Raw genomic sequence first — 14381 nt, forward strand, 5'->3', positions numbered from 1 at the left:
TTCATATACAAATCAGACTTGGGTTTATTCAATGTCAGTTGCTTCTAGAGTTGAACTATTGTCTCATTGGTAATTGCCTTAATTTCCTTATAATCTGCCCCATCTATATCTCCTACCAAAAGGAAATTGCGTAGATTTTAAAACCCTTCTATTTTTTGGTTAATATTTAATGATACAGTTTTCAATGGATCTAGAGCTGTTTTATACTACGTTTTTTATTCCGCGGAATTTCTTTTTATCAAGTCAAGTACAAAGTTCATTTGAGTGTCTTTTTGGTTTAGATAATCTTCGGTGGTTTGCGAAACTTCATAGTCTGGAATAATTCCCCTGTAGTATATCTGATTCGACTTTTTGGGAACATCCTGCTCCAAATTGACGACCGAAAAGAATGTTTCCACTTTGGATTTAGGTAATATATAGCCCAAAGGTGTATGTCCGTTATGTCCATAATAACCGCCCATTGTTTCTTCACCGATTACCGTTGCATTTTCATTTCCCGTCACCATTGCAGCAAACAAACTTCCTGCTGATGCTACTGCCGGACTTGTTAAAAGATAGATGTTTCCCGTAAAAGCATTCCTATTTGGTTCTCTAATTTTATGGTCACCGCTCAACGGTCCTTGGTAAAAACGATTCTCTTTTTCCAAATAAAAGTCTTCTTGAAACATTTTATTGTATCTTCCGACTCCCAACGGTCTTAAAAATCTTGGGATTTTCGTATAGGCATATTTAAGGTAAGGCATTTTTTTAAAACTAATCCAAGCCTGTTGGTTTTCTTGAAAATTCCTTTGTGTTAGGTAAGAATAAGTAACCAAATCATTTGGGTCTGTTCCTCCTCCATTTTGGCGAATATCCACAATCAAATTTTTTATGTTTTTATTCTTGATATTAGAAAAAATACTATCGAGAAAAACGAGGTAGCTTTTGTGTTCTTCTGTTGTTTCATTTCCCATACTAAAGGTGTAAACAGTTAATAGCCCTGTAGAAGTATCTATTTGTTCGTATTTGTATTTTTGCTCGTCTTTTAAGTCGGCATAGTATATTTGGTCAAAGGGTTTAGAATACCTATTGTTGAAACGTTTGTAATATTCCGAATAACCAACACTTTTAATTGTCTTTCTTTCTTCTAGATTAGAAGTATGCACTTTGAACGTTACATGAAATTTTTCCTGTTGTCCATAATTAAACCTGTAAAATTTTGAAAAATGGGTTCTAACACCGATTCTTTTCCCCGTAATATTTTGCCCGTCGGTGGTGTAATACTTGTAAAGGTTTAAAACAACTTCTGAAATGGGAATTCCGTTTATTTCAACAATTTCAGAACCAAGCGGGATTTCTCCGTTTTCATAGTTGATAATCCATTTACCGTCAATCCATTTGATAGGGTATGGAAAATAGCCATAGCTTTCTTTTCGTAGGTTTTTTAAATGTTTTTCGGGTAAACCCGTATCATTATGCAAACTGCCTTCAAAGTCAGTTAGTTGACAAATGATGTTGTAAAAGTCAAGATAGGTATTGGATTTCCCGATTTCTTTTTCAGCCCAATGATAAATACTGTCTATTTGCTCTTTTGTCCGGTACTTGTAAAGTCCCGAATTGGCTTTAAGACGTATATTTTTAAATACTTCCAAATCTTTGTACATCTTCTTCTGCGGAAAGGTATCCTCTATGGATTGAGCCAATATGACATTGGACATGATGACAAAAAGAAGTGATAAATAATTTTTCATTCGAATTTTAAATTTCTCCAAATGTAAGGGCATGCCGAAAAGAGCACTTGTATAATCTTGGCAATTATGAAAAGTCGATAAAATTTTCTTGGTATACTTTTGGTGAAATACCAACGTAGCGTTTAAACGTTTTGGAAAAATGGGACATATCCGTAAAATTATATCGATAAGCTATTTCGGTTAATTCTGAATTTGAATCGATTAAGTTTTTGCAGGAAAAAATTTTCTTCATCAAAACATAGTTCATCGGTGTCATTCCGGTTGAAGCCTTAAATTTTTTGACAAATCCATATTTATTGATATTTACCATTCTTGAAAGGTCTTCCAAGCAAAATTTATCGTAAATATTATCCTCGATGTAATTGTTAATTTCTTTGAATCCGTTAAGATTTTGTTGGGAATATTCCTTTTCGTCTTCTTCTGAGTAAAATTTTAATGTATTCACAAATTGTTTTAGGAAAAGTCCAACGGTTTCAGGATTTCTTGTGTCCATAGCGTTTTTGAGTTCCACGAACAATTGGTTTGATTTTTCATTATTGATTTTCCGGTTAACGAACCTGATATTTTTTCCGTTCAGCAAATATTTCATCAAGTCGTTTGACAGGTATATAGTGTCAAATTTCAGACAACTATTTTTATCTATCAAAGGGTTGGAATGTGTTTCGTAAGGATTGGTAATTGAAATACTACCCTTTTCGCTAAAAAAGCTTTGATTGTCAAAATCAATTTGTTCAATTCCTTTGTGAATAAGTGAAATACAAAACGTTTCGTGAAAATGTTTTGGGAAATCAGTCGTTTGGTTTTCTATGGTTATATATTCTAAATTATCGAATGCCATTCTTGCTTGTTCAGTCGTTTTATCAGATGTTGCCTAATACTTGTGGGCAGGCATTGCCCTACCCTATTGCGTCTATATTCTCCTCGTCTACAGAGGTCAGGGGGTCTGCTGACACCAAATTATTGATTTCGGAGATACTGTCAAGCAGACTCTGGATATTTTATTGGAAGTGGACAGCACATGTGTATAGATCTCCCCGTCGGCATAGTCTGGTGGCTCGTGTGGACTGGGGGGTAACGGCAATTCACTCACCCCATCCCTTTCCTGAAGAGAGGGCCCTTGTTTGGTACAATCATCCATATATCATAAGGAGTTTGATGGTTTCCGAATTTAAGCCCGGAGGGGTGTGCTAAAAGTCGGTTGCGCTTTCTGATGGTAAAGAGCAGTAGTAAAAGCGGGAATAAAATGATACTTTCCCCGCACACAAGCCCGTTCCCGAATCGTTTCGCTATACGGGACAGGCAGTGCAGCTGCGATTCCATTGTTTCCAGCAGTGCTGGGCAGGCAGTGACTCGCACGCAACGGAAACCTAGTTGTTAATAATCGCCTTTTCAATCTGTTCAGATAAGTCTTCCAGATAGCCGTTAAACAGTTGTACTAATTTCCCATTTGGGTCAAACAAATAAAATGTCGGCGTCCCAAAAACTTTATATTTAGCATAAGTATCGCTTAAACGTCCTTCTTTGTCCCATAAAACATTCCATTTTTCATTGTGTTTTAGTACTAACTCCTCAAATCCTTTTTCGTTCTTGTCAACATAAAAAGTTACGATTTCCAATTTTTCGCCTTGAGTATTTTTAATCTTTTCAAGATCAGAAATGGCTTTTAGGCACCACCCACAATAAACAGTAGAAAAATCCAACAATACATATTTGTCGCTAAAATAATCCGAAAACAATCTTCTTTTCCCGGTTTTATCTAAAGCCGGAAAATCGTAATATTTTTCTCCGATTTTTAAATCGGGATTTTTCAAGTGAGAATTAATTGATTTTGCATATGCAGTATTTTTCAACTCTTGACTAAGGTTGTCGAAATAATTTTGAAGTTTTGATTTAGGAATTTCAGTTTTATAAACCCCTATAAGATATAAACCATAATATGAATTGAAATTTTCGTCAATAAACTCATCTCTGATTTTATCCAATTGATTATCTATATTTCTTATTTTTCCCAAAGGTTCAGATTTGTTCCAATAAGCATTTTGCAAGCTGTCATTCCACTTTCCCTGTTCTCTTAGTGAAAACATTTCGTTAAGGAATATTTTTCGCCGAGTATTCAGGCTTTCTTCCAGTCGGTTATAGTCATATCTTAACTGGTCATATTCGGATCCGTTTGTTTTTACAGCATAAGGAAAATCTTTACTATTGGCATTGATCGTTATATTTTCATTCCCAATGAATAAAGAGGTGTAAACAACATCTTCTCCATTTTCAATTGTAAGATATGCGGGTGTTGGAGATTGCTCAAAAGACCCGCTCAATTGAAATTTTCCATTTTTTAGGTAACAACTGTCCAAAATGATATTTTCCCTTTCAATTTTCACAAGTGCATTTTCCTCAAACCCATTTAGTTTTCCTGAAATTTTAAAATCATTTTGGGCATTTGCAGTTGTGCAAAAAAGCATCAGCCCTGCTATTAATAGTTTGTTCATTTTCGTTTTATCATTTTAAGAGTTACGCTTACAGAAAACATTTGTATTTCTACCGTCCTGCGTTTTCGAAGCCGCTTCCTATGGCACGAACCCAAACGTGGAACGAAGATAAAAGCTTATAGCATATACCACATACCATTGCAGAAACATTTGATAGCTGTAACATCCTTGCCCCCACTTCATTCGAACCGTGCCTTTGTCTCCCGTTAATGTTATAGCCCTTTTCATAGTCAACAGTACGTGGGGAATTTTTCATTTGACTTTACCGGCGACTTGCACCAACCTGTGGATACTTGTTCACTGGATTTGGATGAGAGGATACGCGTCCCTCGGTACGCTGTGCATGGCATGGGGTTGCCCGTTGCAAAAGTTTATATGGGCAAACCGATGTCAGCATTTCGTTGTTTTAACCTTAGTTAAATCCACCCCATTTCTTTTACCGTCAACTCACTTTGTACATTGCCGGTATGCTGCGTTGCTTTCGGCTCAAAGAGTAGATTAAATACAATTTCTCCATTGGTATGTGGTCTATGTTCGACACCTCTGGGAACAATTAAAATTTCGCCTTCCTTGACTTCAACTGTTCGCCCATCCCGAAAGTCCATCAGTAATGTCCCTTTAAACACCATAAAAAGCTCATCTTCATTTTCGTGGCTATGCCAGACAAAGTTGTCTTTAAGCTTGCAAAGCTTCACATATTGCCCATTGAGTTCTCCGATAATATGAGGGGTCCATTGCTTTTCGAACAATGAAAATTTCTCCATGACATTGATTGAATTGATTTCTTGCATATTATTTTGATTTTAGGCAATTGAGTTCAGTGTTTTGATGTCGCTCTACTAATTCGTTTACACCTGTTTTACTTGATACTATTTGTCCGTTCCAACAAATCGGTAATCGTACCTTGTAACGAATCAGGTGCTACTTCCCGAAAATAGTGAATTAAATCCACCGTTGTTGAATAGCGGGTTGGCTTTTGGGGATTGTGGAAAGAACGCCAATCATTCAGGAAATTCTGTAAAGCCCTATTCAGGTTTTTTTCGCCCATACGATTTTGTAATTCGTACATAGCAAGTGCCCCTTTATTATAGTAGATGTGTTCTTCATTCCCAACCAACGCTAATGGTAACTCTTGCTCTTTTGATTTTAAATTCGCTTCCCGGTAGGTGTCCGATTGAAGTTTCAGGAATTTCTGAACTTTTTCATCAGCATATTTCTCTCTAAACACCATCATGGCAGAATACTGTGCCAGCGTTTCCAAAATCATCTTTTGTCCCTGTACATTTGCTGCTTCCAGTTGCAATCCCCACCATTGGTGAGCTACTTCATGCGCAGTAACGTAAAAGGCCATATCCACATCCTTTGCATCATCAATGTCCATCACAAAACCTATAGCCTCTGAAAATGGAATGATGCCTGGCAGCGATTGGGCAAAGCTGCGATATCTGGGAAACTCCACTATACGAAGTTGCTTGTAGGGGTATGGACTGAAGTGAGTGCTGTAATAGTCTAAGGACATCTTCATGGACTCCATCATACGGGTCAGATTGTACTCATGCCCATCCTGATAATAGATTTCCAAGTCAACAGGCTCTCCTGCAGTATCTCCTGAGGGAACAAAACTATCGCTAAACACTTCATAATGGGCTGAAACAACGGGATAAAAGTGAATAATCTGCTTATTGGTCTTGTAATGAAAATAATTGCGACCACCCGTATTCCATTTTGCAACTAAATCGCCTGACGTCAACGCTGTTTGTGGAGCTTCTGTGCTGATTATCAGTTCTAACCTGACACCCTCCGAATCACTTCCGCTACGTGCATTCAGCAATTCCCGCGCATCATCACGGCTGGATTTTCCTAAACGTGGAGCTAGGTTGAAATCTTTTCGATCATCTTCATCCTGCAACTCATATTTATTCTGATAACCAAAACCCGGCAACCCGGCATTGTCAAAAAACGTCCCGTTATATACCACATCCGGATCGGAATCGTCAACCTCAAAACCCAGTGGCTGTAAGCTCTGTCTAAAGGTCATTTTCAGGGTATCACCCGGTGCTAACGGTTGGTCCAACCCGTAAATAGTATAGTGATATTTTTCATGCGTGTTGTCAGAAGTCACGCTGCGATCAAAGGCTACATCCTTTACTTCCACGTTGGAGGCTATCTTTTTTTGTAAGTGAATTTCACGAATGGGCACTTGCGATGTATTGGTTACCCTATAATAGCCTGCTATGTCATAGGCCCGTTGTGAGGGGAATAGATCAATTGTTAAGTTGACGTCTATTATTTTCGGTTGGGGAATATATTCAAATTGTTTCAGCGTTTTTTCATAATCAGCTCTGAAACTAGCTTGTTCACCCTTAGTCCAGAATTCATTCAGCACATTGGTATTGTAAAAAATATAGCCTCCAATACCGATAAAGAGCGTAAAGCATCCCAAACTAAAAACAGCCAATGTTCCTTTTAGCTGGTTTCGTCCTCTTATCCATCGTTTTCTCAACCCCGTTTCACTGCCTCTTACCATAAGGATGCCGGCAAAGATTAAGAGCAGGGTTCCAAACAACGCCCAATAGAGTTTCACCCAAAGGTAGGGTGTAAGGAAGTGACCATACCCGTTCATATCCGAATACGCAGGCAGCATATGCCCACCGAAGTTGAGCAACACATGCTCCAAGCCAAACATCTTAATAGCTACATTGATGATCGCAAATACGATGGTGACCAGCATGCCCATAAACTTGTTCCCGGTAAGTGCTTGAAAGAACAAGGCGGCAAGCGTATACAACGCAAGGAATGGGAGCAGCTCTAGAAAAAATCCAAAGAAATAGACATCCAATTCGTAGCGATAGTAACTATTCAATGTCTGAAACAGCATGCCTGAAGCAATAAGAGAACCCATTATTATGGAATAAATGAGCAGCAATGCCAGAAATCTGCTGCATAGATTAACAAAGCTATCAAGCGGCAGGGTGTCATGGATGAGGTCAAGCTTTGCATCTCTTTCCTTCCACATGATTTCGCCTGAATAAAACGTCAAAAGGATCATAAAGAAGTAAAGGGACATTTCCCGCAATTCTTCTATTATCAGATAAGTGGTAGGATAGCTATCTACTGCATGAGAAGTGCCCAAGCTAACAGAGTTAACCAGTATAACAATGAAGCAGCAGCTAACGATCGCCCAAAAAGAGGCGAGCCTCAGAATGGACACACTATGAAACCACGTATTTAAAAGCAGTTGCGCAAGCTTTGCTTTAAAATGAAAAACAGGAGTAACCGGAGGTAAGTTTTCATCGAAACGATCCGTTGAGACCTGGATGTTTCGTTTTTTACTTCTGGTGGTTTTCTCGGGCAGAACCATCAATTTAAACTTACTATAGCCCACTATAAGGACAGAAATTCCCAGTGCTATCCAGAAGAGTTTGTTAAGCAGCATGATACCGGACATAGGGATGAGTAAGGAGTTCCTATCCACCACAGTCCAGTCTTTACTTGCATGGGTCAATGTGGAAAGCGAAAAGGGATCCAGTAACGCTTGAAATGTCTCATTGGAAATAGCTTTAGCTATGATGAACAACACAAAGATCACCACACCCTGTGTGTACACCACCATCAGACTTTTACTGAGTGCGCCTGTGACAAAAAACACGGCTGCGCCAAAAAACAAGATGGGCAATACAACCCAGAGAAAAAGGTTGCAGGTAATGAATAATTTGAAACGACAAAAATTCGTTTGGATCATGCCAAGGCATAAACTCTCCAACCATCATTCCCCATAGGACACCGCTGAAAATGAAAAGTAACACAACAAATGAACCTAAAAAGTGACCTAGCAAATAACTTGTTTTGGAGATTGGAGTGACATAGATAATGGAAGAAATGTCATATTTAAAGTCACGCAGTACGGACACTCCCATGATCATGGATGCAATAATCATAGACAAGCCTGCAATAGCCGCCATGGATTTGGCAATGACGAGCGGAGAATTCTTCTTGACTAACCCCAAGTCAATTCCCTGAAATACAAATTCAACCCCAATGATTGAGAAGAAAAACAGAAACAGAAAGAAAAAATACGTTTCAGGACGCTTTAACCTGTATTTTATTTCGAATGTAAAAAGGTGATACCACATAAAGAGTTAAGATTAAGCGTTTAAGATTTGAGCCATGTAAACATCCTCAAGGTTGGCCTCTAAGGCTTTGAAATCTAACCCTGGATGGGTGTCGCTGATCACATGTACAATTTGCTTCCCCAGGTATAGCCGGTCACTGATTACCCGGTATTCTTTTTTGTAGTGGTCCAATTCATTTTTGTTGATTGTCTTCTCATACAATCGACCTTGAAGGCTTTCTATAATTTCAATAGGGCTCCCCTGAATAATTACTTTCCCAGTGTTCATAATCGCCATCCGGGTACATAATTCCTTCACATCATCGACTATATGTGTGGAAAGGATTACGATGGTTTGCTCTCCCACTTCACTAAGCAGGTTGTAAAAACGATTTCGCTCAACAGGGTCAAGCCCTGCGGTGGGCTCATCCACTATCACTAGCTTAGGGTTGTTCACTAGTGCCTGGGCAATACCAAACCGTTGCTTCATTCCTCCGGAGAACTCCCCTAATTTTTGCTTTCGAACGCTATACAGATTTACCCGATGAAGAAGAGCGTCTACGATTTCTTTGCGTTCCTGCCTATTTACGATTCCTTTCAAAACGGCCAGATGATTCAATAACATCTCGGAGGATAGGGATGGATATAAGCCAAATTGCTGTGGCAGGTAACCCAGTACTTTCCGCAATTCATTTGGGTGCACCTTAACGTTGAGGTCCCCAAGCTGAATTTCTCCATGATCCGCTTCCTGTAGCGTTGCTATCGTTCGCATAAGTGTTGACTTGCCGGCTCCATTAGGTCCCAACAAACCAAACATTCCTTTGGGTATTTGCAATGAAACATGCCGGAGTGCCTTCACTCCGTTGCGATAGGTTTTAGAAAGATTGGTTATGATCAGATCGTCCATGATTAATTAAATTTGATTGCAATACTATGCAGTGCGAAGTGATCGGAAAAAAATGCGGGACAGACAGGCGTTCACCCGGTATGGACTGCTGATTCATGAAAAAAAACGCTTCATACCACTAGAGCATACGTTCATAACAACTGGGCATGCATCTGCAACAAGCCCTATTTGCAGTCTGAATTTTGGGTAACTTTGCAGAATGGCGTTTTATCAGAACATCTTTAGCAAGCGACTTCTTCAAAAGTCAGTACCGTACTTTTTTATAGTTACAGCCATTTTAATTCTGGTTTTTAATGATTTTTTTGGAGATGAGGACGGCTTTGTAGTTTTCAGCCTGCTGTTTTTTACTGCTCTGACCATCTGGCTGATCCGCTGGATATTTATTCAGATCAAATCCATTCTCCGACTGAAAAAGGAAAAAAAACAAGCTGAACTTATGCATTTAAAAAGTCAGGTTAATCCACACTTTTTTTTCAACACCCTGAACAACCTGTATGGATTGGTGGAGAAAGATCCTGGCAAGGCGCAGCAGTTAATTCTCAAGCTGTCCGATATGATGCGTTACAGTATCTATGAGGGGCAAAATGATTGGGTAACGTTAGCAGATGAAATCACCTTTTTGGAGAACTATATGGATTTACATCGTATGCGGTACCATAAGGAAATTGCTGTCCGCTTTGATATAGAGACGGAAGACAGGAATGTTAAAATCATGCCATTGCTCTTTATCATTATGGTGGAAAATGCCTTTAAGCATGGGGTAGAAAAACTACGAAGGGATGCATTTGTTCACATCTTCTTAAAGGCTACTAAGCAGCATGTGGACTTTGAAATTGAAAACAATTTTGATGCGGAGGAAATTGACGATAAAGCAGGGATTGGCTTGAATAACCTAAAGCAACGGTTAGAATTGGTTTATTTGAACAAGTATCAGCTTGAAATATCCCCAACCCATGCCGACATTTATAAGATTCGATTAAGACTTGCTTTATGAGCGTTAAATACATTATAGTAGATGACGAGTCAATCGCCCATGACATCATTAAAAAGTATTGCTCGATGTTGCCAAACATGACGCTGATGCAGGACTGCTATGACGCGATTGAAGCCATTGACTACCTAAGCAGTAATCCTGTTGATCTGATCTTTCTCGATCTGAACATGCCTAAGCTGCATGGGTTTGAATTTCTAAGAACACTGCCCAACCAGCCCAGAGTAATCGTGACTACTGCCTACAAAGAGCATGCGTTGGAAGGCTATGAATTGAACATATCAGATTATTTATTGAAACCTTTTTCATTCGAACGATTTTTGAAAGCTGTCAATAAAGCATGTTCAACCAATTCCAAAACGCCATCCATTGAGAAAAGTAATGCTGCCGAGGTCAGGCCAGAACGAATTTTTCTACGGTCAACTAACAAACACATACAAGTATCACTGGATGATATTTTGTTTGTAGAGGCTTCGGGCAACTATGTCAGAGTTGTCCTGAAAGAAGAAGTCATCACCTTGCGTGGCGTGTTATCTTCACTGCCTGAGCACATGCCAACAGACGGTTTCATCCAGGTACATCGGTCATTTATGGTGGCGAAAAGGCACATCAAAAGCATAGAAGGAAACCAACTAATTATCGATAAATACACCGTACCCATTGGTAAATTATTCAGGTCACAGCTGGACCGGTTATTGAAATAATATGATTATCCGCTATGTTAAACGTGCCTATCACCGGTGCGGAAAAGTTCTTATCTCAATTAAACAACCTTCTGAATTCTAAGGGAGATACTTCTGTCTTGGTCTTGAATAATCTGCTGAAAGATTGTGGGTAATCAAAGCCCAATTGATAGGCAATCTCGCCCACGGACAGGTTGGTAGTGGACAACAAATCCTTGGCTTTTTCTACGAGTTTATCCTGGATGAGTTGCTGGGTATTCCTACCGGAAAGTGAGCGAAGCAGGTCACTCAGGTAGTTGGGAGACAGATTGACCTGTCGGGCCAATGACTGTACACTGGGAATGCCATGCTGCAGTGCTTTCTCCCGGTTCAGGTAATCATCGAGATAGGTTTCCACCTGCTGAAGAATATCATGATTTACCGCCTTTCGGGTGATGAACTGCCGTTTGTAAAAGCGATTTGAAAAATTAAGCAGGAGTGCTATCTGGGAGATCACCACATCCTGACTAAAATCATCGATACGGCTGTTAAGCTCAGTCTCAATCATATTAAACAGAGAAGCGATGGTATCTTTTTCCTCTTGTGAAAGCAGCAATGCCTCACGGGTAGAATAGGAAAAGAAGCCGTAGTTTTTGATGTCCTGGGCCAGTGGATAACCGAGCAGAAAATCCGGGTGAATAATTAAGGCCTTCAACGAGCACCCGGGCAGGTCAGTCGAATTCTCATCACTACCAATAATCTGGTTCGGTGAGGCGAAAAGCATTCCTCCCTCATTGAAATCATAATAGCCTTGTCCATATCGTACCCTTGAACTTAGCGTGGGATTGAATGAGATCTTGTAAAAATTCAACACATGTGTTCCTCCGGGTGTCATCATATTCCCTCCCGTCCCTCCTGTAATCAAACTGATCAGCGGATGTTTTGGCTCAGGCAGGCCAAATGCGCTATGCGCATCGGAGATGGAATCAAACTTGAGGTGGGCGGGTTCTTTTTTCATAATCGGAAGATAAGTCAGGGATGGCCGGTTCACTGGGTAAACACATGCCATCCCGCTCAAATTTAGTGATTAACATCGAATCCCTGTGCAGCCCTCGACACGTCATCCCATTCTTCCCAGGATTTCAACCGTTCGTTATAGGCTGATTTAATCCCCTGCAGATTATGACTGCCCAGGTTAAACCGCAGCGGAGGATTCTCTGAATCTACCACTGCAAAGAGGGCGTCTGGAGTAGCTTCCGGATCACCCCGCTCCATGCTGCTGAGATTTCCAAAAAACTTCTCTTTAAAACCGGCATAGATTTCCATTCCTTCGGCAAACTTCAAAGATTGCTGACTACCAAATTCAGTGGCATATGCACCGGGCTCCACGATGGTGACTTTGATATTGAATTGGGCAATTTCGGTGGCCAGGCTTTCGTGTATGGATTCAAAAGCCCACTTGGAGGAGCAGTAATAACCTATTACCGGAAGCGTGACATGTCCCAAGTTGCTCGAAGTGCCGAGGATATGACCATACCCCTGCTTTCTCAGTAGAGGCAATGCTGCCTTAATTACAGCCAGTGGCCCAAAAATATTGGTTTCGTAGAGTGCACGGACGTCGTCTGAATCGGATTCCTCAATGGTACCCACCAAAGAATATCCTGCGTTGTTGAAAACAATATCCAATCTGCCAAAATAATCCATTGCCTGCAGCAAAGAAGACTTTACCTGCACGGGGTCTGTGACATCCAGCGGTAAAAGCAAAACATTCTCTCCGTAGTTCTCCTTAAAATCTGTGATGCTGTCCACATTCCGTGCAGTGGCCGCCACTTGATCGCCACGCTTAAGTGCCGCTTCAGTCCATACCCTGCCAAAGCCACGTGAAGTGCCTGTAATAAACCATACTTTAGGTTTCCTTTCTTTTTGAGCTATCATAGTAGTATTTCTGTTTAAAGTACAGCACAAATGTCAGCATAGAGACGCCGGTACTTGTAACCGAAACAGGGAGAGTTATAACCAAATCGAAGGAAAGACTCAAAAGCTTTTGAAAGGTCCTTTTCGCTATAGCCATTCCCAAAAGAAAATTTCTCAGAGGGAGGGTCGAAGAAGATTAAAAATATCAAAGAGAGGGAAACAAGAATACATCAAATCAGGATCACTGCAGTAGTTAGGGCATGCTGAAAAACGCCCGTAATAGATCAAAAGCTATCATTTTGAATGATTAATCCATTTTTCATGCGAACGGTTTTTCAGCAAGCCCTAATTAAATCGCTAGTGGTGAATGGGCTGAATTTACTATCTCTGCATCCTGACCCAGGGCTAAAAGATTCCCTGCGGAGGATCATTTTTTACGCTCATTCCTTATATACAGAGTGCTTTTTTGGTGAAAACCGAAAACTTACCCACATTTCAGGTTGGTATAGGAGAGACTTTAAATTATGTGATTATCCGCAATGATGCCAGTAACCATATTCTCTTTGCTTTACTGGATGACCGAAGACGCGTGAAGAAGCGGTCTTGACGCTAGTATTTTCCGAATCCTATGATGCTTTTATTGTTTTACTGGCAGAAAAGCGTATATACATATTAAATTAAGTCAATCTCTAAACTTCCAAATTCCCCCCTGCCTTACGCTACCACGAATCCTTGATATAGACCGAATAGATGGAAATATTACTTTCTCTCTGCTGTTTGTTGAGAAACCTGAAGTAAACCACATCCGCTCCTTCGGTATACTTCTTATAGAAATGAAACCTTCTCAATAGTTCTGGCTTGATATGCTGATACCGGGGCAGTAGATGATGTTCCTCCAAAACCACTACCCTATCAATCCAATAAGTCTTCAAATGGATTTCATTCTCAGGATCCAGCATGGGATATAGGTACTTATACAGCGGCTGTTCCCAGCGATCAGGTAGCGCCCTCTTGCCTATCATCCATTTATAAAGAGACTTCCCGGTTATCCCCAGTTCATCCTCGATCGCAGATATCCGTAAAAAATGCCTGTGCATTACCAAGAACTGTCTTGCCATTGAGTCTGCTATCATATAATTGGGTCAATCTTCCAAATTAAGGTATATATCAGCAAAAATAAAACATCTCTCCAAAAGTATATATTCTCCCGAAAAAACATACCCAAATCAAATCCTTAGACTCAACAAAACCGGTAATACTGAACCTCGATCCATCCAATCCTTTTAGAAAAAGTTTTGATGTCCTCTACGGTGCTTCCAAGACAGCAATGAATGCCATTACAATTTCCCCGGCAAATGAACTTGAAGACATCTCTATTAAGGTAAATTCCGTAAGGCCGGGCTTTACAGGGACTGCACTCAATAATTTCCGGGGAACCAACTCGGTAGAAGGTTCTAAAGAACCCATCCGTGAGGCGCTGGATGAAAGCGGCGTTAACGGACAGTTTACAGGATCCCACCAGGAAGGTTATCCTGGGTAAAACAAACATGCTGCCTGCAAGAACGCCTGAAACTTGC

13 protein-coding genes are annotated in these 14381 nt (G+C 40.2%); 3 read left to right on the top strand and 10 right to left on the bottom strand.

Going from position 1 to position 14381, the window contains the following annotated elements; all coding sequences use genetic code 11:
* Nucleotides 1–215: 215 nt before the first annotated feature.
* The 7 genes from ID165_RS13750 to ID165_RS13780 all read right to left on the bottom strand — a co-directional run bounded on the left by ID165_RS13750 (nucleotide 216) and on the right by ID165_RS13780 (nucleotide 9237).
* Nucleotides 216–1730, bottom strand: coding sequence for a S41 family peptidase (locus tag ID165_RS13750; RefSeq protein ID WP_192085403.1), 1515 nt, complete (start codon nucleotides 1728–1730; stop codon nucleotides 216–218).
* A 64-nt stretch (nucleotides 1731–1794) separates the two neighbouring features.
* Nucleotides 1795–2568 (bottom strand): AraC family transcriptional regulator, encoded by a 774-nt coding sequence (locus ID165_RS13755; RefSeq protein WP_192085404.1) that lies wholly within the window; start codon nucleotides 2566–2568, stop codon nucleotides 1795–1797.
* 529 nt (nucleotides 2569–3097) lie between these two features.
* Nucleotides 3098–4219 carry a TlpA disulfide reductase family protein gene (locus ID165_RS13760; protein ID WP_192085405.1) on the bottom strand — a complete coding sequence of 374 codons (1122 nt, stop codon included), beginning with the start codon at nucleotides 4217–4219 and terminating at the stop codon, nucleotides 3098–3100.
* Nucleotides 4220–4635: 416 nt separating this feature from the next.
* The gene (locus tag ID165_RS13765; RefSeq protein WP_192085406.1) at nucleotides 4636–5010 is read right to left on the bottom strand and encodes a cupin domain-containing protein; all 375 of its coding nucleotides are present in this window, start codon (nucleotides 5008–5010) and stop codon (nucleotides 4636–4638) included.
* Between the two features lie 68 nt (nucleotides 5011–5078).
* Entirely contained in the window at nucleotides 5079–7868 is a 2790-nt protein-coding gene (locus ID165_RS13770) for a M1 family aminopeptidase (protein ID WP_225586730.1), read from the bottom strand.
* Complete coding sequence (locus tag ID165_RS13775) at nucleotides 7840–8352, bottom strand: hypothetical protein (protein ID WP_192085407.1); 513 nt, start codon at nucleotides 8350–8352, stop codon at nucleotides 7840–7842. Before ID165_RS13775 ends, ID165_RS13770 begins: the two co-directional genes overlap by 29 nt.
* Nucleotides 8353–8364: 12 nt before the next feature.
* Nucleotides 8365–9237: an ABC transporter ATP-binding protein gene (locus tag ID165_RS13780; protein ID WP_192085408.1), complete on the bottom strand. Its 873-nt coding sequence runs from the start codon at nucleotides 9235–9237 to the stop codon at nucleotides 8365–8367.
* 199 nt (nucleotides 9238–9436) lie between these two features.
* Between ID165_RS13780 and ID165_RS13785 the strand changes: the two genes are divergently transcribed.
* Nucleotides 9437–10231: a sensor histidine kinase gene (locus tag ID165_RS13785; RefSeq protein ID WP_192085409.1), complete on the top strand. Its 795-nt coding sequence runs from the start codon at nucleotides 9437–9439 to the stop codon at nucleotides 10229–10231.
* Nucleotides 10228–10932 carry a LytTR family DNA-binding domain-containing protein gene (locus ID165_RS13790; RefSeq protein ID WP_192085410.1) on the top strand — a complete coding sequence of 235 codons (705 nt, stop codon included), beginning with the start codon at nucleotides 10228–10230 and terminating at the stop codon, nucleotides 10930–10932. Before ID165_RS13785 ends, ID165_RS13790 begins: the two co-directional genes overlap by 4 nt.
* Nucleotides 10933–10987: 55 nt before the next feature.
* On the opposite strand, the gene ID165_RS13795 is transcribed toward ID165_RS13790, so the two are convergent.
* The 3 genes from ID165_RS13795 to ID165_RS13805 all read right to left on the bottom strand — a co-directional run bounded on the left by ID165_RS13795 (nucleotide 10988) and on the right by ID165_RS13805 (nucleotide 13937).
* Nucleotides 10988–11908: an AraC family transcriptional regulator gene (locus ID165_RS13795; protein WP_192085411.1), complete on the bottom strand. Its 921-nt coding sequence runs from the start codon at nucleotides 11906–11908 to the stop codon at nucleotides 10988–10990.
* Between the two features lie 62 nt (nucleotides 11909–11970).
* A complete protein-coding gene (locus tag ID165_RS13800) occupies nucleotides 11971–12825 on the bottom strand; it encodes an SDR family NAD(P)-dependent oxidoreductase (protein ID WP_192085412.1) in 855 nt (284 codons plus the stop codon).
* A 698-nt stretch (nucleotides 12826–13523) separates the two neighbouring features.
* Nucleotides 13524–13937 carry a hypothetical protein gene (locus ID165_RS13805; RefSeq protein ID WP_192085413.1) on the bottom strand — a complete coding sequence of 138 codons (414 nt, stop codon included), beginning with the start codon at nucleotides 13935–13937 and terminating at the stop codon, nucleotides 13524–13526.
* A 125-nt stretch (nucleotides 13938–14062) separates the two neighbouring features.
* On the opposite strand from ID165_RS13805, the gene ID165_RS13810 reads away from it, so the two are divergent.
* On the top strand, nucleotides 14063–14344 hold the full coding sequence (locus tag ID165_RS13810; RefSeq protein WP_225587145.1) for an SDR family NAD(P)-dependent oxidoreductase: 282 nt from the start codon (nucleotides 14063–14065) through the stop codon (nucleotides 14342–14344).
* Nucleotides 14345–14381: the final 37 nt, after the last annotated feature.

It is taken from the genome of Algoriphagus sp. Y33, assembly GCF_014838715.1.
Taxonomy (GTDB): Bacteria; Bacteroidota; Bacteroidia; order Cytophagales; family Cyclobacteriaceae; genus Algoriphagus.